Raw genomic sequence first — 21,266 nt, forward strand, 5'->3', positions numbered from 1 at the left:
TCTGCAATCGCAGATGATGAAGCGGAACGGGAAAATGTTGGAAAAGGTTGAGTCAATCGACGTTCAGACAGTCATGGCAGAAATCGGCCAGCGCGCTCGCGCGGCAAGCCGCGTTCTTGCCGTTGCTCCAACAGAAGCCAAGAACAACGCGCTTAAAGAAATGGCCAAGGCCGTGCGCGTAGATATGACGGGCATCCTTCAGGGCAACGCCAAAGACCTTGAGTTGATGCGCGCGAACGGACAGAGTGCATCGTTTCTCGATCGTGGAACTCTGACCGAGGAACGGATTGAGGCGGTCGCGCGGGCGTTGGAGGACATTGTTGCGCTTGAGGACCCTGTCGGTAGCGTGATTTCGGCTTGGGAGCGTCCCAACGGTCTTAAGATCGAACGTGTTCGGACTCCGCTTGGCGTCATTGGCGTGATCTACGAGAGCCGTCCGAATGTGACGGCAGATGCTGGTGCACTGTGCCTGAAGGCGGGCAATGCGGTGGTTCTGCGCGGTGGCTCGGATACGATCCATTCCAACAAGGCAATCCACGCTGCTCTGCAGGCAGGTCTCAAGGCAGCTGGTCTGCCGGAAGACGCTATTCAAATGGTGCCGGTTACCGATCGTGCGGCCGTTGGCGAGATGCTGAAAGGACTGGGCGGCAATCTGGATGTGATTGTCCCGCGCGGTGGCAAGAGCCTTGTGGCGCGGGTTCAGGACGAAGCCCGGGTACCGGTCTTTGCTCATCTGGAAGGCCTCGTGCATATCTTTGTCGACAGACAGGCTGATTTGAACAAAGCCCGGGACATCATCGTCAATTCCAAGATGCGGCGAACCGGTATTTGCGGGGCACTCGAAACCCTGATGTTTGATGAGGCTGTGGCTCACAGCCATCTGCCTGCAATCGTGAAGGCACTGCAAGACGCTGGCTGTGAAGTTCGCGGCGACGCGCGCACGCGCGAGCTTTGCGAAAACGTGGTGCCTGCGAGCGAAGCTGACTGGAGCACGGAATATCTGGACGAAATCCTGGCGGTGAGAGTCGTCTCTGGTCTGGATGAAGCCATTGAACACATCGCAGCCTATGGCTCCAATCACACCGATTGTATCCTAACGGAAGACACTGAGGCGGCAGAAACCTTCTTCCAGCGCGTCGATTCAGCAATCGTTTTGCACAATGCATCCACCCAGTTCGCTGACGGTGGTGAATTCGGCATGGGGGCAGAAATCGGGATCGCAACAGGACGCATGCACGCACGCGGCCCAGTTGGTGTGGAGCAACTGACAAGCTTCAAGTATCGTGTTCGCGGCGAGGGACAGATCCGTTCATGACGGCATGTTCCGGTCAAGAAATACTGGCTCCTGAATGGTTGAAGTTGCCACACGCTGAGCGCGGCAATCGTATCGGCCTGTTCGGCGGATCGTTCAATCCGGCGCACAGTGGACACCTGCTGGTCGCAGAGACAGCCTTGAAGCGTCTGGATCTTGATCAGATCTGGTGGCTGGTTACTCCTGGAAACCCTCTCAAGGATCACGCCGAACTTGCGCCGCTCAAGACGCGGGTCCATATGACAAACGCATTGGCCAACCATCCTAAGATGAGGGTTTGCGCTCACGAAGTGATTCTCGGATCGCCCTACACGGCAAAGACGGTGCAGTTGCTGAAGCGAAAACGTCCTGCGTTGAACTTTGTTTGGGTTATGGGTGCTGACAATCTCGCCGGATTTCATGATTGGCAAGATTGGCAGTCGATTGTTCAAACCGTTCCGATCGCGATCATCGACCGACCGGGGTCGTCATTGGCGACCCTCGGCGCACCACTGGCGAAAGCCTATGAGCGCCAAAGAGTTGCAGAGGAAGACGCGCCCTTGCTGGCACATCTAAAGCCGCCAGCTTGGGCATTTCTGCACACTGCACTCGACCACACGTCCTCAACAAGTTTGAGGCAAAAGAAGATTCCGTAACGGAAAGTGAAGCCCCTGGATTTGTTGCATGTCTTGAAAATGCAAAGTTGAAGGGCTTATTCTATAGAAGGTCGCCGACATGGCGCCCTGGGTACGGTCAAACCGTCCCCCGACATGATGTGCGGGGGCAACAAGGCGAAAGGCACTACACCTGACCATGACCTTTGAAAGCGAGGGGGCCATCCAGTCCGCTCCGAAACAGTCTCCCGCAAGCGCTGAACTTTCGGGTGAGCTGATCGATACGGTTCTCGCCAGTCTTGAAGACTCCAAGGCAGAGGACATTGTGACTCTCCAAATCTCCGGTAAAAGCTCATTGGCGGATCAGATGGTGATCGCCTCGGGTCGCTCGCATCGTCATGTGGGTGCGATCGCTGATCACCTTCTGCGCGATGTCAAAGATGCGGGTGCCGGTAACGCCAACGTTGAAGGTCTGACGACCTGCGATTGGGTTTTGATCGATGCCGGTGACGTCATCGTCCACATTTTTCGTCCTGAAGTGCGGGGTTTTTACAACCTCGAGAAAATGTGGGCCCCTGAGCCGGACGACGCACCGCAGTACGTCGGCTAGCAAGCGGACTGGTCTGAGAGAGTGAAAGTGCGGGGCCTCAGGCCCTGCAAGGGATGCAATGCGGTTTAATATAACCTGTGTCGGACGCATGAAGTCCGGGTCCGACAAGGATTTGTTCGACCGCTATATTGATCGGGCCAGAAAGACCGGCCGCAGTCTCGGCTTGGCGGATGTCTCCGTCAGGGAGATTGCCGAAAGCCGTGCACAAAGGGGGCCGGATCGCAAGGCAGAAGAAGCTGCATCTCTGGAGGCCTGCTTCCCGTCCGGCGGGAAGCTCGTTGTCCTGGACGAGCGCGGCAAATCCCTGAGCAGTCCTGATTTCAGCTCGAAGCTGGAAGCCTGGAAAGATGATGGTGTTCCTGATGTCTCTTTCGTCATTGGCGGCGCGGATGGGCATGGCGATCGCATATTGGCTCGGGCCGACCTGAAAATTGCCTTCGGGGCGATGACCTGGCCTCATCAGATCGTTCGCATTCTGCTGGCTGAGCAGATCTACCGCGCCCTGACGATTCAGGCCGGTCATCCTTACCATCGCGAATAATCAGAGGCCACGAGGCTTTTGATTGAAGTTGCCGCGTCGCGTGATGCCCGGTTGTCGCCGTAATCGCCCGCTAGGTTGTATTCTTGCCAGACGCGGCCCCGCAGCAGCATCTGGTGAACGGTTCCTTAACGATGCATTGGGTATCGACTCCTTATGACGGACCGATTGATCGGCAGATGGCACGCGATAAAATTGAGGCTCTGCCCGCATGAGCGGATGAGCTGCTCGCTGGGTGTTATCTCGTCGATTGTGGCATCGGGATTTCTGCTGCTGGTCGCAATCGATCCGGCAATATCCACCGAAACTGTCGAAGCGACTGAGACGGTGTCGGCCTCTCCGGAAATCGATCAAGCGGCTCAACAAAAACAGGCGCGGGAGCAGGAGCTTTTGGCACTGGGGCGGGACATGGAAGTCTCGGACCAAAGGCAGTCGGAAATCGAGCGGGAAATCCAGCTGATCGACCGGGACAGAGACACGCTCAACAGCAAGATCCTGACGGCCGCCGATACCATCAAGTCTCTCGAGACCAAACTCACCGACACCGAGCGGCGGCTTCTTCGTCTCGCGGAAAACGAAGACACTGTGAGGGTGTCCTTGAGAGGACGCCGAGGTGTTCTTGCGGAGGTTTTGGCCGCGCTTCAGCGTATTGGCCGCCGCCCACCGCCAGCGTTGGCGGTGCGCCCTAGCGACGCACTCGCCGCGGTACGAAGTGCAATTCTACTCAACGCGGTCATGCCTGAACTGAGAGTGGAAACTGAAGCGCTCGCCGCCGACTTGGCAGAACTCAGCCGTTTGAAGTCTGTTATCGCAGAAGAAAAGACGAGTTTGCGCGGCGACGCCATGCGTCTTGCGGAAGAAAAGTCACGCCTTGAGCTGCTCCTGAGCGCCAAGCGCCAGGAGCGAGAGAAGACGGCGGCAGAGCTTGCTCAGGAAAAGGCAAGATCGCAGGAACTGGCCGCAAAGGCGGGTACTCTCAAGGAATTGATCGCTGATCTTGAACGCGAGATCGAGAGCGCCAGAGCCGCTGCAGAAAAGTCTCGTGAGGCAGAACGGCAAGCACGTCTTGACCAGAGCGAGCGCGAGGATCCTTTCTCTGATCCCGGTCGGCTGGCGCCGGCAGTAGCCTTTGAGGATACAAAAGGTCGCTTGCCCCGTCCGGTTTCGGGTGAGATGGTGCGGGACTTCGGTCAGGAAGATGAGTTCGGTAGCCTCACACAAGGGCAATCGATCACAACTCGAGCAGTATCGCGTGTTACCTCGCCTTCTGATGGCTGGGTTGTCTATGCTGGCCCCTTTCGTTCGTTCGGTCAGCTCTTGATCCTGAACACAGGCGGCGGTTACCATGTGCTTCTTGCCGGCATGGACCGAATCGACGCTGAATTGGGGCAATTCGTGCTTGCAGGGGAACCTGTAGGCGTTATGGGCACAACCAAATGGGCAAGTGCCTCCACGATTGGTTTGGGTTCCTCCCAACCGATCCTGTATGTTGAATTTCGCAAAGACGGAAGTGCGATCGATCCCACACCTTGGTGGGTGCGCGTTGAAGAAGAAAAGGCTCGCGGATGATTCGGAAAGCTTCACTGCTACTCGTTGGCGCACTGATGGGGGCTGCTGCAGTCACCACGCTCACCCAGATACCCTTCCGGGTCAGTGACGCGGCCAATGCCGCTGCGTCCGACACCTATCGCCAACTCAATCTCTTTGGTGATGTGTTTGAGCGCGTGCGCTCCGACTACGTGGAAATGCCAGATGATGCGCAGCTGATTGAAAATGCGATCAACGGCATGCTGACCTCGCTGGACCCTCACTCCAGCTACATGTCGCCCAAGAGTTTCCGTGACATGCAGGTGCAGACACGCGGCGAATTTGGTGGACTCGGCATCGAAGTCACCATGGAAGACGGCCTCGTCAAGGTCGTATCCCCGATCGATGATACTCCGGCCTACAAGGCGGGTGTTCTGGCGGGTGACCTGATCACTCATATCGACGGCGAGCAGGTTCAGGGACTGACCCTGAATGAAGCAGTCGAAAAGATGCGTGGCCCGGTCAAGACCGACATCGTCGTGACAATTCGGCGCGAGGGTGCAGGCGAGCCGCTCGACATCACCATCACGCGCGACATCATCCGCATTCGCTCGGTGCGCTGGCGTGAAGAAGGTGATGTTGGCTATGTCCGCATCACCCAATTCAATGAACAGACATTCGATGGCCTGAAGAAGGGCATCGAAGAAACGGCGAGCAACATCGGCGAGGATAACCTCAAGGGCTTCGTCATCGACCTTCGCAACAACCCGGGCGGACTTCTTGACCAGGCTATCGCGGTCTCTGATGCGTTCCTGGAACGTGGAGAGATTGTGTCGACGCGCGGCAGGAATTCGGATGAGACCCAGCGCTACAATGCGCGCAGCGGTGACCTGACCGATGGCAAGCCGGTTATCATTCTGGTAAACGGCGGCTCCGCCTCTGCATCGGAGATTGTAGCAGGTGCTCTGCAGGATCATCGCCGGGCGACGATCCTTGGCACACGTTCGTTCGGCAAGGGTTCGGTTCAGACCATTATTCCACTAGGTGCTAATGGCGCTATTCGCCTGACGACGGCGCGCTACTACACGCCTTCTGGTGTCTCCATTCAGGCCAAGGGCATCGCTCCTGACATCGAGTCGCTTCAGGACTTGCCAGATGAGCTTAAAGGCCGGGCTGAAACCAAGGGCGAAGCCGGATTGCGAGGCCACCTGGAAGCCGAAGGCGAGGAAGGTGAAAAAGAGCAGTCTGGTAGCCAGGCCTACGTGCCGGCCGACCCGGATGAAGATACACAATTGAAGTTGGCGCTTGATCTCTTGCGCGGCGAACAGGTGAACAGCGCCTTCCCGCCGACCGGTGATTCCGCTTCGGCGCCAAATTGATAAAGCTGGTGGCCGTGCTCTCAAACAGGAGCGCGGCCACCACTCTTCTGCTCAAGCCGAAACAAAGGATGCCCGACGGACGCCATGGCGAGTGAAGATCTCTCTGCACCCTTAGGACTTGGAAAACGGCGAATCCTTCGTCTCCCCTTTGGATTGATGGGGGTGGGGATCTTGAGCGTTGTGGCGACAACTGCAGCGATCTGGATGGGCGTGGTGAACGATCCCTTCGGCGGCGAGCCGGTTGCCGTCGTGCCTCTGGAGAATGCCGTCAACGGCCTCTCTTCTCGAGATATCGAAGTAGTTGAAATTCGCCCATCTCTGGAAGGCGATCTGGGACCGAATCTGAGGCGCGAACAGAACAATGCCAGTCTTGGGCCTCGCTATAACCTTCAGGCGTCGGCCGCGGACAATCGGACGTCTGCGGGGCTTCTGATCAACGCGGATCCGCGTGTCAGCGAGAGATCAGACTACGGGTTCTTGCCGCGTATCAGCTCTGATGGTGTCCGGCCTCTGGATGCCTATGCGCGCCCATTTTCGAGTGAATTTGCGTCGATTCCAAAGATCGCAGTAATCATCGGTGGACTTGGGCTGAGTGAGGCCGGTACGCAGAATGCAATTGACAGTCTGCCGGCCGACGTGACCTTTGCCATGGCGCCCTATGGCTCCAACATGGACCGCTGGATGCAGAGCGCACGCACCAAGGGGCACGAACTTCTGCTCCAGTTGCCGCTGGAGCCCTTCGACTTTCCTGACAATGATCCCGGTCCGCATACTCTGCTTATCAGTCTGCGTCCCGGTGAGATGATGGATCGTTTGGCTTGGTTGATGACACGGGTCACAAACTACGTTGGCGTCATCAATGAGATGGGTGCGCGCTATACCTCGACGCGACCCTCCATGCAGTACCTTTTGGAAAAGCTCACCGGCCGCGGCCTGATGTTCGTCGACAACGGGGCATCTTCGCGCAGCATGTCTGCAGAAGTCGCCGCCGAGGTTAAAGCGCCCTTCAGTGCGGTTGATGTCGTGCTGGATGCCGTTCCACGGGAAGATCAGATCAACGCGAAACTGCTTCAGTTGGAGGGCGTCGCGAGAGCACGTGGTGTGGCCGTGGCCTCTGGTTCGGCGCTGCCGGTCACAATCCGTCAGCTTGAGATCTGGTCTCGCGACCTTGAAGAGCGGGGCCTTTTGCTCGTCCCCGTGAGCGCAACAATTGATCGGTGAGTGATTTCCGTGCCTAAAGAAAAAACGGCCCCTGGCTTTCCAGTCGTTTCGGACGGACTGCCTTACCGCCCCTGCGTCGGAATCATGGTGCTGAACGAGGCCGGGAAGGTCTGGGTCGGTAAGCGCGACGACGGCAATGGAGCTTCCGAGTACGAATTCGCATGGCAAATGCCGCAGGGCGGGATCGACGCCAGCGAGGATCCACAAGTAGCCGCGCTGAGAGAGCTTTACGAAGAAACCTCGATCCGTTCCGTATCGGTTATCGGCGAGACTGCTGACTGGCTGACCTACGACTATCCGGCGGAAGTTGTCGCCGTGTCACGGCGGAAGAAATACCGCGGACAGGCGCAGAAATGGTTTGCTGTGCGTTTCGACGGCCCGGTTGATGAGATCAACGTTCTCTCACCGCCTGATGGCCATAAGCCTGAGTTTTGCGAATGGAAATGGGTGGACGCTCGGACACTGCCCGGATTGATCGTCCCCTTCAAACGGCGCGTCTATGAAGATGTTGTGGCTGCTTTTTCTCATCTGACGGCCTAGCCGAGATGATGGATCGTCTTCCTCCATTCGATCTGATTGATCTTCGCCTTCTTCTAGCCATGTCGGAACACAGGCATTTCGCTCGGGCTGCCGCTGCATGTGGCCTGTCGCAGCCAGCCCTGTCAGCAAGAATACGGCGTCTGGAGGCAGCTCTCGCAACGCCATTGATCTTCCGGGGAAAACGGTTCGAGGGTTTTACGCCGGAGGGAGAGCGGATCCTCGTCTGGGCAAGGCGCATTTTGTCGGACTGCGGCGGCCTGGTGCAAGACGTCGCCGTTTCTGGCAGCCCCTCTGGGGTCCTGCGGCTCGGAGTTGTACCATCGGCAGCGCCGTACGGGGGCCGCCTTTGCGGGCGCCTTGCGCGGATTCATCCTCGCATCACCTTCCGGGTTCTATCGCTGTCATCATCTGCGATTGAGGCTGGACTGGCGGACTTTAGCCTTGATTCAGGGCTCACCTACCTGGCTGAAGGCACTCCGGCGGATTGCAAAGCATTTCCGATCTACGAGGAAACCTACTGTCTCGTAGCGGCGAAAAATGTCGATCTCAAAGCGAACAACGCGACGGAGATGACCTGGTCTCGGGCGGCTGACCTGCCACTTTGTTTGCTGACGCCCGACATGCAGAACCGCCGGATCATAGAAACTGCGTTTGCAAGGGCAGGTAAGACGCCTGAAACCCTATTTGAATCGAACAGCTTCAACGCCATACTTGCACTTGTTCGCGACGGTGGCTTTGCGACAATCCTGCCACGCCTTCAGGTGGACGCTGGGCTGAGTGAGGGCCTGCAGGTTCTCGATCTGGTCGCCCCTGATGCCCGGGCGAAGCTTGGCATTCTGGTGCCACAGCGTGAACCAGCGCTGCCTGTGACTTCAGCTCTGGTTGCCGCGATACCGGAAATTTCCTGAAATTTGATAATTTCAGATTATCAGACAATCCGCATTGATGACTTGCCATTGCGAATGGAAGGACGTTTCCTCAAGCTGTTATAGCCAGTGGGAACAGATGACATGACATTCGGCAAGGGGCTTTCCAGAAAGCCGTCCCAGCCCAAGGGCCGTCAGCTCGAAGAAAAAGCCCTTGAAGATGTTCGCAATCTCCTGGGAGATGAGCCGCGGAAGCGCGACCTTCTGATTGAATATCTCCATGAGATCCAGGACGAATTCGGGTGTCTGCATGCTCGGCATCTGAAGGCGCTAGCCGAAGAGATGCGTCTGTCTCAGGCCGAGGTTTTCGAGGTTGCGAGTTTTTATCACCACTTTGACATCGTTCGGGAAGGCGAAGCGGCGCCTGCTCCACTGACAGTGAGGGTCTGCGACAGCATTGCCTGTTCGCTCAAGGGCAGCGAAGTGCTGGCAGCCTCTCTTCAAACAGGTTTGGATCCTTCCAAGGTAAGGGTTCAAAAGGTTCCCTGCATCGGAAGATGCGCGGGCGCGCCTGCGGTCCAGGTCGGCAAGACGGCCATCGATAACGCGAATGAACTCGCGGTTCACTCGGCGATCTATGCGGGAGATCAACAACCGCTTCTTCCAGAGTTTGTAGGGCTGAAAGCCTATCTTGAAGCCGGCGGCTATGAGGTGTTGCAAAAGGTCAGGGCTGGAAGTTTGAACGCTGTCGACATCGCCGATCATGCATTGGCAGCTGGCCTTCGCGGTCTGGGCGGAGCAGGGTTCCCCACCGGTACAAAGTGGAAGATTGTTCACGACCTACCGGGGCCGAAATATTTGACCGTGAATGGAGATGAGGGAGAGCCAGGGACGTTCAAGGATCGTTACCATCTTGAACGGGATCCGCATCGCATGCTGGAAGGCGCCCTCATTGCGGCCCATGCAATTGGTGCGGAGCGCATTTACCTCTACATGCGCGATGAGTACCCGGCCGTTCTCGCGATCCTGAAAGCCGAAATCGCGCTTCTCAGAGAGAGTGGTGTCATCACGACGATAGATATCGAACTCCGGCGTGGCGCAGGTGCCTATATCTGCGGCGAAGAAAGCGCGATGATCGAATCCATCGAAGGCAAGCGCGGACTGCCGCGTCACAGGCCACCATATATTGCACAAGTGGGACTGTTTGGCCGACCGACACTCAATCACAACGTTGAGACCTTGTTCTGGCTCCGTGACATCATCGAGAAAGGATCGGACTGGTTCGCCACTCAGGGTCGCCGTGGCCACAAGGGTTTTCGGTCTTTCTCAGTCTCCGGGCGCGTTAAGAACCCGGGCGTCAAAGAAGCGCCGGCCGGTATCACCATGAAGGAACTTATCGAAGAGTTCTGCGGCGGAATGGAGGACGGTCATACCTTTAAGGCCTATCTTCCCGGTGGAGCTTCTGGTGGGATCCTGCCAGCCTCACTTGGCGATGAACCTCTCGATTTTGGCACGTTGGAAAAACACGGCTGTTTTATCGGAAGCCATGCCGTGGTGGTCTTTTCAGATCGCGACAATATGCGCGACGTCGCACTCAATCTCATGCGGTTCTTCAAACATGAAAGCTGCGGTCAGTGCACGCCTTGCCGCTCAGGTACGGAAAAGATGGTCTCGCTTCTGGCGGAGGAGACCTGGGACAGGAACAAAATAGCGGATTTGAATGAGGTCATGCGTTCAGCGTCTATTTGTGGCCTTGGGCAAGCTGCGCCCAACCCAGTGTCCTCAGTCCTCAGATTCTTCCCGGAGGAGTTTGAGCAATGAGCGCCGCCGTCACCTTTACGCTTGACGGAAAGTCCGTCACCGCATCCGAACATGAAACCATCTGGCAAGTGGCGAAGAGGCAAGGTGTCGACATTCCTCATTTGTGTCACAAGGATGCTCCGGGCTATCGCTCGGACGGTAATTGCCGTGCCTGTATGGTGGACATCGAAGGGGAGCGCACCCTAACTGCCTCCTGCGTCCGCCATCCTGCCGAAGGTATGGTCGTGAACACGGCGACTGAACGGGCAACCAAGGCCCGCGAAATGGTTTTCGAACTATTGATGGCCGATCAGCCAGAGCGGCATGCGCATCCTGATCCGGAAAGTGACTTTTGGCGCTGGTCTGACAGTCTTGGCGTTACCGCAAGCCGTTATACACCCTGCGAAAAGCCGGCGCAGGACGTCTCCCATCCCGCAATTGCCGTCAATCTTGAAGCTTGCATTGCCTGTAACCTTTGCGAGCGAGCCTGTCGTGAGGTCCAGGTCAATGAAGTCATCGGGATGGGGTGGCGCGGCAATCACGCGGCGCCTGTTTTCGACCTCGCGGACCCGATGGGCCTTTCAAGTTGTGTCGCTTGCGGTGAATGCGTGTCTGCCTGTCCGACGGGCGCACTCTTCGAAAAAAGCCTGATGGATGAGACGGCTGCGATGCGAATGGTCTATCCGGACGAAACCGTCGACAGTGTCTGTCCATTCTGTGGCGTTGGCTGTTTGACCTCAGTGTCGGTCAGCGACGGCAAGATCGTAAAGGTCGAAGGGCGCGACGGACCTGCCAATGAGAACCGGCTTTGCGTCAAAGGACGGTTTGGCTTCGACTATGTCTCAAGTCCTGAGCGTTTGACGAAGCCGCTGATTCGGCGGGAGGATGCACCCAAAGACCCTGGCCGGAGGCTAAACCCGTCCAACTATTTGTCCGTGTTCCGGGAGGCATCCTGGGAGGAAGCGCTTGATTGCGCTGCAGATGGCTTGAAAAAGAGCTACGGCAAAAAGGGCGGGGCAGGTCTCGCTGGCTTTGGATCAGCCAAAGGCTCCAATGAAGAAGCCTATCTTTTCCAGAAGTTCATCCGTCAGGGATTTGGCACCAACAACGTCGACCATTGCACGCGTCTGTGCCATGCTTCTTCAGTTGCTGCGCTGATGGAGGGTATCGGTTCTGGCGCGGTCACGGCGCCCTTCAGTGCGGCACTCGATGCGGATTGTATCATTGTCATCGGTGCACGGCCTGAGCAGAACCACCCTGTTGCGGCAACATATCTGAAGCAGGCGGCCCAACGTGGTGCCAAGCTTGTCGTCATGGACCCGCGTCACCAGGGTCTGATGCGTTTCGCCGATCATGCGCTGGTGTTCAAGCCCGGCTCCGACGTCGCGATGCTGAACGCAATATTGAACGTGATCATCACCGAAGGGCTTTACGACAGCCAATACATTGCAGCGCATGTGGATGGCTTTGAGGCACTTAAGGACAAGATTGCGGATTTTACGCCTGAGGCAATGGGACCTGTCTGTGGCATCGACGCTGAAACCCTGCGCGATGTCGCTCGCCTGTACGCGAAAAGCGGCAAGTCGATCATCTTCTGGGGGATGGGCGTCTCGCAGCACGTGCACGGAACCGACAACGTCCGCTGCCTGATTGCCATGGCACTGACAACCGGACACATCGGAAGGCCCGGGACCGGCCTCCACCCGCTCCGCGGTCAAAACAACGTGCAGGGTGCTTCGGACGCAGGTCTCATTCCGCAAGTGTTCCCGGATTACCGCTCGGTTGAAGATCCGGCGATCCTGGCTGAATTCGAGGATGCCTGGGGACGCACGCTGGATCCGCAGCGTGGACTGACCGTCGTTGAAATCATGGATGATATCCTCGCCGGTGGAATCGAAGCCATGTATGTTATGGGCGAAAACCCGGCCATGTCAGACCCGGACCAGCATCATGCGCGCAAGGCCCTGACGAGCCTGCAGCACCTTGTCGTGCAAGATATCTTCCTGACGGAGACTGCCTGGCATGCGGATGTGATCTTGCCGGCTACGGCTCACGCCGAAAAACTCGGCACCTTCACCAACACCAACCGTCAGGTCCAGATCGGACGTCCTTGCGTTCCTGCACCAGGTGAGGCGCGACCGGACCTGGATCTGATCATCGAACTTGCGAACCGGGTAGGTCTGGATTGGGATTACTCGGGCGTGCCGGAGGTCTACGAGGAAATGCGCACGCACATGCGTTCGCTGGAGCACATTTCCTGGCAGCGATTGGAACGCGATGGAACGGTGACCTATCCCGCGGACGATGACCATGCACCTGGCAATGAGATTCTCTTCGGCCAGTCCTTCCCGACCAGTGACGGCCGGGCAAGGATTGTTCCGACGGACCTTGTGCCTCCAGCCGAGTTGCCGGACGCGGAATTCCCGCTCGTTTTGACGACAGGTCGTATGCTGGAGCATTGGCACACCGGCGCCATGACACGTCGTGCAACAGTGCTGGATGCGATCGAGCCGGAGCCTGTTGTGTCCATGCATCCCAAGGAAATTCGCAAGGCTGGATTGGAAGTCGGACAGCAGGTGAGGGTCGAAACCCGTCGCGGGACGATCACATTGACGCTTCGCGCCGACCGCGACGTTTCAACTGGAATGCTCTTCATTCCGTTCTGTTTTCATGAGGCTCCAGCGAATTTCCTGACAAATCCTCAGTTGGATCCTTTCGGGAAAATTCCGGAGTTCAAGTACTGCGCTGCGAGGATAGCGCCAGCGATGCTCGAGGCTGCGGAGTAGCGCTTAGGCAGCCCACTCTTCGCGAACGCCCGGGTCGGTTTCGTTTTCGAACCGTCGTGCCAGCTCTGCAGAGCTCTCGTCTTCCGGTGCAAGTTGCCGAAAGGCCCAGACTGCGGCGCCTCTGACTATGGGGGCATCGTCATCCAACAGGGCTCGTACTTTCGTCAGGAGTTCCGATTCCCCTGAGTTTCCGGCAGCGATCAACACGTTCCGCAAAAATCTGTTTCGCCCAATTCTCTTGATAGGCGATCCGGAAAAGAGCTTTCGAAATGCGGCATCGTCAAGTGGGAGAAGGTCGTCGAGCCGGGGTGATTTCAGATCCTCTCGCGCGATCAACTTTGCCTCGCTGGCCGTCGAGGCGAATTTGTTCCAGGGGCAGGCTGCCAGGCAGTCATCACAGCCATAGATCCGGTTGCCCATTGGTTTTCGAAACTCTGCGGGGATCGGCCCTGCGTGCTCGATCGTCAGATAGGAAATGCAGCGCCGTGCGTCGATCTGATAGGGGGCCGGGAAGGCGTCAGTCGGGCAACTTTCAAGACAGGCCCGGCAGGAACCACAATGATCGACCTCTCCGCCGGACGGGGGCAGTTCCAATGTCGTGAAGATCGATCCCAGAAAAAACCAGGACCCGAGTTCGCGGGACACCAGATTTGTATGTTTGCCCTGCCATCCGAGGCCAGCCGCTTCTGCAAGTGGCTTTTCCATGACGGGAGCTGTGTCGACGAAGACTTTGACATCACCGCCCGCGCGCGAGCCGATGAAATTGGCAAGCTCCTTCAGCCGCCCCTTGATGACATCATGATAGTCCCGGTGCCGGGCGTAGACCGATATGCCAGCGCTTTGCGGGTTATCCAGATGAGCAAGCGGGTTGCCTTCGGGCCCATAGTTCATGGCCAGCATGATCACTGACCTGACTTCCGGCCAAAGTGTGCGAGGGTCCCCTCGGCGTTCGGCGGTCTCTTGCATCCAGCTCATGCTGCCGTGATGGCCCGCGTCCAGAAACTGGCGCAGTCGCTCGGGGGCACGTGGAATGCTGGTTGCGGAGGTGATCCTGAGCCCGTCGAACCCGAGGCTTGAGGCCTTGTCTTCGAGCGCCTTGATCAGCTTTTCGGTCTTGCCGGGCTTGGCTGCCGTATTGCTCAGAAGTCCAGATCCGCATAGGTCGCTGCCGCCGGCATTCCCAGGATCTTTTCGCCCAGAAGTGGCCGCATGCTCGGTCGTGATTTGACCCGAGCGTACCAGCTCTTCACGTTGTCTTCCGCCGCCCATGGCACTTCACCCAGATAGTCAGCGCAGGAAAGCTCGGCTGCGAGCGCGAAATCGGCGAATGACAGCCGATCCCCCGCGATCCACCTGCGCGAAGCCACAAGATAACCGAAATATCGCAGATGGTGGTGGATGTTTGCGCGTGCGACCCGCAGTGCGGCAGAGTCTGGCTCGCCACCGCCTGCGGACTTCGGCATCGTCTGCTTGTAGATCCGTTCCCGGACAAGATGGCCGACGACCTCAAGGTCAAACTTGCTGAGGGACCAATCGACCAGACGGCGGCACTCTGCGCGCGCATCCGGGTGATCCGGCATCAAACGCCTGTCCGCGACGGCGTAACCGCGCGTCTCGTCAAGGTATTCCATGATGGGCGAGGGGCCGCAAATGGGAGGTCCATCGTTCTCAACGAGGACGGGCACTGTGCCGGCCGGGTTGAGTTCGAGCAGTTCCGCGGGGCGCTCCCAGGGATTTATGGTCCGTTCCTGATATTCGGCTCCGTACTCCTTCAGCATCAAACGAACGAAGCGGGACGACGGCGAGAACGGATGATGATAGAGCGTGAGCATGAAAGAGGTTGGAACAGCCTGTTGGAGACGGTTTGTGTACGGCACCTGATAACGTGCCGATAGCTGTCAATTATGTCCTAAGGGTGGTTATCAAGGGTTTGACGCGAACCGAATTTATTGGAAATTGTGTGTCGATTTTGGCGGTATCCGGCAAAGCTGATTTTTAGGCCATTTGGAGACTTTTTTGATGGAAGAACAAACGATCATCAACGCGCTGATTCTGGGGATTGTTGAGGGTCTTACAGAGTTCATTCCGGTGTCTTCGACCGGTCACATTCTGCTTTTGGGGCATTTTCTGGGCTTTGAGAGCACAGGCAAGACCTTTGAGGTCTTGATCCAACTTGGTGCCATCCTCGCGATCCTGACTGTCTATGCCGCGCGGCTTTGGAACTTGGCCATGGCATTGCCGAGCGATGGAAAGTCGAGGCGGTTTGTCTTCGGCATTTTTTTGGCTTTTCTGCCGGCCGCCGTCATCGGGGTCATGGCGCATGGCTTTATCAAGACCGTCTTGTTCGAGTCACCTGCTCTGATCTGCACAACCCTGCTGGTTGGCGGCATCATTCTGCTCTGGATCGACAGGCTGCCTCTTAAGCCGCGCTACACCGACGTGATGGACTATCCGCTGAGCCTCTGTTTCAAGATTGGCCTGTTTCAGTGTCTTGCCATGGCTCCGGGTGTTTCCCGGTCGGGCTCTACAATTGCGGGGTCCTTGCTGATGGGCACCGACAAGCGTTCTGCAGCTGAGTTCTCTTTCTTTCTGGCCATGCCAACGATGGCCGGCGCCTTTGCTTATGATCTCTACAAGAACCGCGATGTTCTTTCGATGAATGACGCCGTGATCATTACGATCGGCTTCATTGCATCCTTTGTCGCTGGCGTCTTTGTAGTGAAAGGCCTACTCGATTTCGTCACACGGCACGGTTTTGCACCCTTTGCCTGGTGGCGCATTGTTGTTGGCCTGCTCGGCTTTATGGGGCTCTATTACCTCGGCTGATCGAAGTCATGGCACCTGCGCCCTGTGCACAGCTGCAAGGTCTTCGAGTTCAGCTGCGAGCGGTTCTCTGAGATCCGTGGGTTCGATGAGTTCAGCTCCCGGGCCGAGCCAGCGGATCAAGGGAAAAAGGCGGTCTCGACTGACATCAGGAATGCTGATCAAAACCTTGCCGTCAGTCCCGGGGGTGAAAACAGCATGCCGATAGTACCAGTCGGTCATGAGTTTAGTCGCGTGTTGAGCCGTGACCCGTATCAAAGCACTTGGCCGCTCTGCCTCCCAGCGGCGCATGGCCTGAGACAGCCAGGCCCCGCCGAGAAATTGTCCTATGGAAAAGGTCTTGTCCGGTAGAAATCTGAAACCGCTGACTTCGATGTTGTGAACACGATCGGCGCGATAGATTTTCAGGCTGTCAGCATCGACAGATCGGCCGACAAGGTACCAAAGATCCCGATCGAACAAGACGCCATAGGGCTCGACGTCATGGGCTCGAGGTTGAGGCCGCGCCGGGTTGAGATGATCGAAGCGAACACGTTTGCTCGCCAGAAGGCCAGACATGAAGCCATCGAGGGCACTTTGCCAACCAGCATTTGGTTCGAGGTGTGTACCTGCATGGAAAATGTCGGGTGGTACTGGCTCGATACCGATAATGCGGTCGGCTTCGCTCAAGAGCGGTTGCACCGACTTTGGAAGTGATGCCACGAGCTTGCTTTCAGCGGCGACCAGCTCGTCCACGAGAGGTATGGTCCGAATGCCGCGCACAAGGGCGAGGGCGGTCAGAAGTGCTGCAGTCTCCCTACGGGTCAACGCAACAGGCGGCTGAAGAAAACCTTTCTCCAGACGGTAGCCGCCCTCTGCGCCCCGCTCGGCTTCAATCGGAATGCCAAGCGCAAGCAAGCGATCCACATCACGATAGATCGTTCTTAGCGAGACTTCGAAGCGCTCCGAAAGCGTTGTTGCGGTCACAAGCTTTCCACCTGTGAGGAGCAGCAAGATGCCCAATGCACGTTCTATCGGGTTCATATGCTTCCTTTCCCATTCAGCCAATTCTGACAGATTCTCAGAAAAAGGAACATAACGGGAATATACCTGACTCCCTGCTGTCAGGATTGACCGGGCATTCTTTTTTTATCGCCGGACGGACTTCACCCGCGGCCATCAGAAAAGGGAGCTGAATTCATGACCATGGTAACCGATAGAATCTACCGCCAAAAGGCGGCGAGCCGGAGCCTGCCTCTCACGCTGCTTGTCTTGATTGGCAGGCAGATACGGGAAGTGCTGGAATACCGTAGAACCATTCGAGCGCTTCGCAGGCTCGATGATCGTGGCCTTCGCGATATCGGCGTCACCCGTACCGCTAGGGGGTTTGAAATGATGCCGGACGAGTTGCGCCGAAGGCGGTGACGCTAAGCTATGCGCGACGGAAGCCAAACGGGCGGCCTGGACCGCCCGTTTCAAAAATCAGTGTTAAGACCTTCGATCAGGCGGCGCGATGCGCGTCAAACTGTCCGTGTTCACGAAAGCGATCCAGATAGGTCGGTAGGATGGCGGCCAGCGTCGCCGGCTTGACACTCATGCCCTCGAGGGTCCGCTCTTCCTTGATAGCCACTTCCGAAACGACATTATCGCTTCTCAGAAGCTCTACTTGATCTGCCGTGAGCAGTGGTTTCGGCAGGATCTGCATGACGCGGCCAAGAGCATTTGCAACGTCAAACGGAATTGGCAGAAGCGTCCGCTTGCGACGGGTCACGTGGAGCATCAGCTCCAGACATTCCTTGAAACTGACGACTTCTGGTCCACCGAGCTCATACGTGGCGCCAGCGGTCAGCACTCCGTCAACAGACTTTGCCGCCGCTTCTGCGACGTCACAGACGTAGACAGGCTGGAATTTTGTTTCGCCGCCGCCAATCAGTGGCAGTACCGGGGCGATCCGAGACATGGAAGCGAACTTGTTGAAGAAATCATCTTCCGGACCAAACACGATCGAGGGACGCAGAATGACACTGCCCGGCAGCGTCTCATGCACGCCTTTCTCGCCTTCGGCCTTGGAACGCGCATAGTCGGAGGCGGACGCCTCGTCAGCGCCAATCGCAGAGATGTGCGTGATCCTCGAAAGACCGGCTGCACGTGCAGCCTCGGCGATCGCGCGCGGTCCGAATGATTGCACCGCGTCGAAGCTTTGCTTGCCTGAGGGAAACAGGATCCCGACAGCGTTCACGACGGCATCTGCACCTTGAACGGCCCGGTCAACCGACCATCGGTAACGCAGGTTGGCCTGCACCGGCATGATCTGGCCCGGCGCTCCAAGAGGTTGGAGGTGTTCGGCAAGATCCGGTCGGCGCACTGCCGCGCGAATCCGGTAGCCACGGCGGGCAAGAGCCTGCACGATATGGCGTCCGAGAAAGCCGGATGCTCCGAAGACTGTTACGAGTTTTCCATTGAGAGCCATGGACATGCCGGTTGACCCCTTGTCGCGTCCAAATGATGTTGCAGTTCTTGCGAGAACCAAACGTTCCTCAGTTTCTTAGACCTTTGGTGTCACCCTGTGAAGGGGTTCGCCTTTCTGCTTGTGAATGAGTGTAAATGTTTTCACTTCTGTGATTGACAAGATCCCGACCCGTCCTTAAAAGCCCCTCTCACAGCCCAGGTGGCGGAATTGGTAGACGCACTAGCTTCAGGTGCTAGCGCTCGCAAGGGCGTGGAGGTTCGAGTCCTCTCCTGGGCACCAAATTTTGGTTTTGGATGATCCAATAAATCCGAAACACTTCGAAAAAGGTCCGGTTCGCCGGGCCTTTTTTCGTTTCTGGTGTCCGGTGTTGTCCGGTAAGGTTTGTTGGTATCCGGATCAATTGTTGGTACTATTTCGCGTCAGAGACCAACAAGCGTTCCTTTTATGTTGGTCTTATTCAGTGATGCGAGACCAAAAATGCCGCTGACGGATGCCCAGATTCGGCGCCTGAAGGCTCCGGAAAAAGATAAAAAACTGAGCGATAGCCAAGGTTTGTACCTGTTGTTAAAGCCAGCAGGTGGTCAGCTATGGCGTTTGGCCTACAGGTTCGGCGGAAAGCAAAAAGCACTTGCATTAGGCAAATATCCGCAAGTGAGCCTCCTGGACGCGCGTCAAAAGCGCGATGCTGCGAAGGCTCTGCTTGCCAAGGGAATTGATCCGGCATCGCGAGCCAAAGCTGAAAAGGTTGAAGTAGCGCTCTCCAGTGCAAATACATTCAACATCATTGCAGACGACATGCTTTCGAAGGTGACACGCGATGGGCTTGCCGAAACAACTCTTGCCAAAAAGCGCTGGCTTCTTAATTTGGCAAGGTCGGAGCTTGGTCGGCGGCCTATCAGGGACATAACTGCTTCAGAAATCTTGGCTTCCCTGCAAAAGATAGAGGCGCTGGGAAACTATGAGACAGCGCGCCGATTGCGGGCGACGATAGGCCAGGTATTCAGATTTGCGATTGCGACGGCACGTGCAGACAATGATCCCACTTTCGGTTTGCGTGGAGCGCTGACGACGCCCAAGGTGGTCCACCGGGCGGCAATTACCGACTGGCAGCGCCTGGCGGGTCTTATTCGCTGTGTCTGGGAATATGAAGGTTCTTACGAGACCCGTGCCGCGCTTAAGCTGATGGCACTTCTCTATCCGCGGCCCGGCGAGCTCAGACTGGCTGAATGGACTGAATTCGATCTGAAAAACGCGACTTGGACAATTCCGGCACCCCGAACCAAGATGCGCAGGGAGCACAGAAAGCCTCTTTCTGGCGCCGCAGTCGAGATCCTTGAAGAACTGTACCAACTGACCGGGAGCCGACTACTCGTCTTCCCGTCCGTTTCATCGACAAAGCGTCCGATCAGCGAAAACACCTTGAATGCCGCTTTGCGTCGGATGGGCTTCACCAAGGAGGAAATGACCGCGCATGGCTTTCGGGCGACGGCGTCAACCTTGCTCAACGAAAGCGGCAAATGGAATCCGGACGCGATCGAGGCAGAGCTGGGACACGTGGGGGCGGATGAAGTCCGCAGAGCTTATCACCGGGCCGTCTATTGGGATGAGAGAGTTCGTATGGCAAACTGGTGGGCAGCGGAGATCAGGCAGCTGCTATAGTCTGGTTATCCGCACAGTTCTTACGGGGCTATTTGTGCGCGAAAAAGTTTCCACCTTTCCTAGCCATGAAGCGTCAGACCATGAGAGAATATTGCAAGATGCATCTCTCCGAATGATGTCGATGGATTTACAAAATATCCCCAAAGATTACGTGCCTGAGCATGGGTCACAAAAGTGGTTGCCGATCGATGATGTAATAAAAAGCGTTGCTTCTCGAAGTAAGCGACCTATGTTCCGATCAGAAGTGGAAAATAGTCGTTATTCATTATTAATTTGGCGAATTTTCGGCCCATACAACTTAGCTCGATCACACATACAATTTGCTTTTTCGGATATAGCTTCCCGATCACCAGAACGTCGAGAATTCGACATAGGAGATTGTAGAAGATTTCTCGAGAACTGTAGCGAACTTCGTGAATCCATTGCGGAATTCTCAAGAATTGAAATTGAAAAAATTCCGCATTTTTCAGCGATTATGAATGATCTTTCAAAGGAAGATCGGGCATTCCGGTATTCTGTTACAGACGACTTTATTCAACTTCTAAAATTGCTGGATTCCGAACTAAGGCTTTTTGAGCTTTGGGCAGGCGAAAGATACGATGAAATCTCGCCCCCACAGGGCGGGAAACCAAAGTCGGAGTGGCGCCATGAGTTTGTGTCTCGAATTGCCCATCTGTGGTTTTTGCTTACCGGTGAGAAAGCACCTTCAGGACCGAACACGATTTTTATGGAGTTTCTGGAAGCGGCGTGGGCCTGTGGTGGAGATCACATGCCTGATGTTGCATGGGAGGCTACGGTCCGGGCTGTAAATTCCGGGCGACAAAACAAGGAGGATATAACCTCCCCTTCCGGAGAATAGGTTCCAACATCCCGAATCACGCATTTACAAAATAGGTCTTCCGTTACCAGCCGGGGTTGTCCGGTTTAGTCCAGGTAACGCGACCATGAATGCGAAAGTTTTATTCCGAACCGAACTTCCTCAAACTGGTTTTCTCCGGTTGAAATCCATTCTTGCGCCCGAAGGTCCCATCCCAGTCAGCAAGTCGACCTGGTGGGCTGGCGTGAAAGACGGACGATTTCCAAAACCCGTCAAACTCGGAGAGCGCATCACCGTCTGGCGCGTGGAGGACATCCGCGCACTTCTGGAAACGGGGACGGCCTAG

The 21,266-nt window shown here is 56.6% G+C and carries 20 protein-coding genes and 1 tRNA gene; 17 read left to right on the forward strand and 4 right to left on the reverse strand.

Annotated features, from left to right (window positions below; all coding sequences use genetic code 11):
* Positions 1-34: 34 nt before the first annotated feature.
* The 11 genes from ABJZ52_RS06450 to fdhF all read left to right on the forward strand — a co-directional run bounded on the left by ABJZ52_RS06450 (position 35) and on the right by fdhF (position 13,172).
* A complete protein-coding gene (locus ABJZ52_RS06450) occupies positions 35-1,315 on the forward strand; it encodes a glutamate-5-semialdehyde dehydrogenase (RefSeq protein WP_348189473.1) in 1,281 nt (426 codons plus the stop codon).
* The gene (locus ABJZ52_RS06455; RefSeq protein WP_348189471.1) at positions 1,312-1,947 is read left to right on the forward strand and encodes a nicotinate-nucleotide adenylyltransferase; all 636 of its coding nucleotides are present in this window, start codon (positions 1,312-1,314) and stop codon (positions 1,945-1,947) included. Before ABJZ52_RS06450 ends, ABJZ52_RS06455 begins: the two co-directional genes overlap by 4 nt.
* A gap of 157 nt (positions 1,948-2,104) precedes the next feature.
* Positions 2,105-2,515 (forward strand): ribosome silencing factor, encoded by a 411-nt coding sequence (gene rsfS, locus ABJZ52_RS06460; RefSeq protein WP_348189469.1) that lies wholly within the window; start codon positions 2,105-2,107, stop codon positions 2,513-2,515.
* Positions 2,516-2,573: 58 nt separating this feature from the next.
* Positions 2,574-3,056, forward strand: coding sequence for a 23S rRNA (pseudouridine(1915)-N(3))-methyltransferase RlmH (rlmH, locus tag ABJZ52_RS06465; RefSeq protein ID WP_348189467.1), 483 nt, complete (start codon positions 2,574-2,576; stop codon positions 3,054-3,056).
* A gap of 216 nt (positions 3,057-3,272) precedes the next feature.
* Entirely contained in the window at positions 3,273-4,622 is a 1,350-nt protein-coding gene (locus tag ABJZ52_RS06470) for a peptidoglycan DD-metalloendopeptidase family protein (protein WP_348189465.1), read from the forward strand.
* On the forward strand, positions 4,619-5,959 hold the full coding sequence (locus tag ABJZ52_RS06475; RefSeq protein ID WP_348189463.1) for a S41 family peptidase: 1,341 nt from the start codon (positions 4,619-4,621) through the stop codon (positions 5,957-5,959). Before ABJZ52_RS06470 ends, ABJZ52_RS06475 begins: the two co-directional genes overlap by 4 nt.
* Positions 5,960-6,139: 180 nt before the next feature.
* A complete protein-coding gene (locus ABJZ52_RS06480) occupies positions 6,140-7,180 on the forward strand; it encodes a divergent polysaccharide deacetylase family protein (protein ID WP_348311840.1) in 1,041 nt (346 codons plus the stop codon).
* Positions 7,181-7,189: 9 nt separating this feature from the next.
* Complete coding sequence (locus ABJZ52_RS06485; protein WP_348189459.1) at positions 7,190-7,720, forward strand: RNA pyrophosphohydrolase; 531 nt, start codon at positions 7,190-7,192, stop codon at positions 7,718-7,720.
* Positions 7,721-7,725: 5 nt separating this feature from the next.
* On the forward strand, positions 7,726-8,628 hold the full coding sequence (locus tag ABJZ52_RS06490; RefSeq protein ID WP_348189457.1) for a LysR substrate-binding domain-containing protein: 903 nt from the start codon (positions 7,726-7,728) through the stop codon (positions 8,626-8,628).
* A gap of 102 nt (positions 8,629-8,730) precedes the next feature.
* Complete coding sequence (locus ABJZ52_RS06495; protein WP_348189455.1) at positions 8,731-10,407, forward strand: NADH-ubiquinone oxidoreductase-F iron-sulfur binding region domain-containing protein; 1,677 nt, start codon at positions 8,731-8,733, stop codon at positions 10,405-10,407.
* Complete coding sequence (gene fdhF / locus ABJZ52_RS06500; protein ID WP_348189453.1) at positions 10,404-13,172, forward strand: formate dehydrogenase subunit alpha; 2,769 nt, start codon at positions 10,404-10,406, stop codon at positions 13,170-13,172. Before ABJZ52_RS06495 ends, fdhF begins: the two co-directional genes overlap by 4 nt.
* Before the next feature lie 3 nt (positions 13,173-13,175).
* On the opposite strand, the gene queG is transcribed toward fdhF, so the two are convergent.
* Positions 13,176-14,414, reverse strand: coding sequence for a tRNA epoxyqueuosine(34) reductase QueG (gene queG / locus ABJZ52_RS06505; RefSeq protein ID WP_348199887.1), 1,239 nt, complete (start codon positions 14,412-14,414; stop codon positions 13,176-13,178).
* Positions 14,312-15,004, reverse strand: a complete 693-nt coding sequence (locus ABJZ52_RS06510) for a glutathione S-transferase family protein (RefSeq protein WP_348189753.1) — start codon at positions 15,002-15,004, stop codon at positions 14,312-14,314. The genes queG and ABJZ52_RS06510 overlap by 103 nt, the downstream gene beginning before the upstream one ends.
* Positions 15,005-15,191: 187 nt before the next feature.
* On the opposite strand from ABJZ52_RS06510, the gene ABJZ52_RS06515 reads away from it, so the two are divergent.
* Positions 15,192-15,998, forward strand: a complete 807-nt coding sequence (locus tag ABJZ52_RS06515) for an undecaprenyl-diphosphate phosphatase (protein WP_348189451.1) — start codon at positions 15,192-15,194, stop codon at positions 15,996-15,998.
* Positions 15,999-16,004: 6 nt separating this feature from the next.
* Here ABJZ52_RS06515 and ABJZ52_RS06520 read toward each other — a convergent pair whose 3' ends face one another.
* Positions 16,005-17,018: a WYL domain-containing protein gene (locus ABJZ52_RS06520; RefSeq protein WP_348189449.1), complete on the reverse strand. Its 1,014-nt coding sequence runs from the start codon at positions 17,016-17,018 to the stop codon at positions 16,005-16,007.
* 156 nt (positions 17,019-17,174) lie between these two features.
* On the opposite strand from ABJZ52_RS06520, the gene ABJZ52_RS06525 reads away from it, so the two are divergent.
* A complete protein-coding gene (locus ABJZ52_RS06525) occupies positions 17,175-17,399 on the forward strand; it encodes a DUF1127 domain-containing protein (protein ID WP_348189447.1) in 225 nt (74 codons plus the stop codon).
* Positions 17,400-17,475: 76 nt separating this feature from the next.
* On the opposite strand, the gene ABJZ52_RS06530 is transcribed toward ABJZ52_RS06525, so the two are convergent.
* The gene (locus ABJZ52_RS06530; protein ID WP_348189445.1) at positions 17,476-18,450 is read right to left on the reverse strand and encodes a complex I NDUFA9 subunit family protein; all 975 of its coding nucleotides are present in this window, start codon (positions 18,448-18,450) and stop codon (positions 17,476-17,478) included.
* Between the two features lie 186 nt (positions 18,451-18,636).
* Between ABJZ52_RS06530 and ABJZ52_RS06535 the strand changes: the two genes are divergently transcribed.
* The 4 genes from ABJZ52_RS06535 (at position 18,637) to ABJZ52_RS06550 (ending at position 21,266) form a co-directional block, all read left to right on the forward strand.
* Positions 18,637-18,723: transfer RNA gene (locus tag ABJZ52_RS06535), tRNA-Leu, on the forward strand.
* Between the two features lie 198 nt (positions 18,724-18,921).
* A complete protein-coding gene (locus ABJZ52_RS06540) occupies positions 18,922-20,103 on the forward strand; it encodes an integrase arm-type DNA-binding domain-containing protein (protein WP_348199884.1) in 1,182 nt (393 codons plus the stop codon).
* Positions 20,104-20,137: 34 nt separating this feature from the next.
* Positions 20,138-20,962: a hypothetical protein gene (locus ABJZ52_RS06545; protein WP_348189441.1), complete on the forward strand. Its 825-nt coding sequence runs from the start codon at positions 20,138-20,140 to the stop codon at positions 20,960-20,962.
* 85 nt (positions 20,963-21,047) lie between these two features.
* Positions 21,048-21,266: an AlpA family phage regulatory protein gene (locus ABJZ52_RS06550; protein WP_348189439.1), complete on the forward strand. Its 219-nt coding sequence runs from the start codon at positions 21,048-21,050 to the stop codon at positions 21,264-21,266.

This window comes from Roseibium sp. (assembly GCF_039982295.1).
Classification (GTDB): domain Bacteria; phylum Pseudomonadota; class Alphaproteobacteria; order Rhizobiales; family Stappiaceae; genus Roseibium.

Bases quoted from the DNA above. Each gene is read 5' to 3' on its own strand.
- ABJZ52_RS06515 (WP_348189451.1), top strand. From the start codon at position 15,192: ATGGAAGAACAAACGATCATCAACGCGCTGATTCTGGGGATTGTTGAG.
- ABJZ52_RS06550 (WP_348189439.1), top strand. From the start codon at position 21,048: ATGAATGCGAAAGTTTTATTCCGAACCGAACTTCCTCAAACTGGTTTT.
- ABJZ52_RS06490 (WP_348189457.1), top strand. From the start codon at position 7,726: ATGATGGATCGTCTTCCTCCATTCGATCTGATTGATCTTCGCCTTCTT.
- ABJZ52_RS06450 (WP_348189473.1), top strand. From the start codon at position 35: ATGTTGGAAAAGGTTGAGTCAATCGACGTTCAGACAGTCATGGCAGAA.
- ABJZ52_RS06455 (WP_348189471.1), top strand. From the start codon at position 1,312: ATGACGGCATGTTCCGGTCAAGAAATACTGGCTCCTGAATGGTTGAAG.
- ABJZ52_RS06495 (WP_348189455.1), top strand. From the start codon at position 8,731: ATGACATTCGGCAAGGGGCTTTCCAGAAAGCCGTCCCAGCCCAAGGGC.
- ABJZ52_RS06510 (WP_348189753.1), bottom strand. From the start codon at position 15,004: ATGCTCACGCTCTATCATCATCCGTTCTCGCCGTCGTCCCGCTTCGTT.
- rsfS (WP_348189469.1), top strand. From the start codon at position 2,105: ATGACCTTTGAAAGCGAGGGGGCCATCCAGTCCGCTCCGAAACAGTCT.
- ABJZ52_RS06540 (WP_348199884.1), top strand. From the start codon at position 18,922: ATGCCGCTGACGGATGCCCAGATTCGGCGCCTGAAGGCTCCGGAAAAA.
- ABJZ52_RS06475 (WP_348189463.1), top strand. From the start codon at position 4,619: ATGATTCGGAAAGCTTCACTGCTACTCGTTGGCGCACTGATGGGGGCT.
- ABJZ52_RS06525 (WP_348189447.1), top strand. From the start codon at position 17,175: ATGACCATGGTAACCGATAGAATCTACCGCCAAAAGGCGGCGAGCCGG.
- rlmH (WP_348189467.1), top strand. From the start codon at position 2,574: ATGCGGTTTAATATAACCTGTGTCGGACGCATGAAGTCCGGGTCCGAC.
- ABJZ52_RS06520 (WP_348189449.1), bottom strand. From the start codon at position 17,018: ATGAACCCGATAGAACGTGCATTGGGCATCTTGCTGCTCCTCACAGGT.
- ABJZ52_RS06470 (WP_348189465.1), top strand. From the start codon at position 3,273: ATGAGCTGCTCGCTGGGTGTTATCTCGTCGATTGTGGCATCGGGATTT.
- ABJZ52_RS06530 (WP_348189445.1), bottom strand. From the start codon at position 18,450: ATGTCCATGGCTCTCAATGGAAAACTCGTAACAGTCTTCGGAGCATCC.
- fdhF (WP_348189453.1), top strand. From the start codon at position 10,404: ATGAGCGCCGCCGTCACCTTTACGCTTGACGGAAAGTCCGTCACCGCA.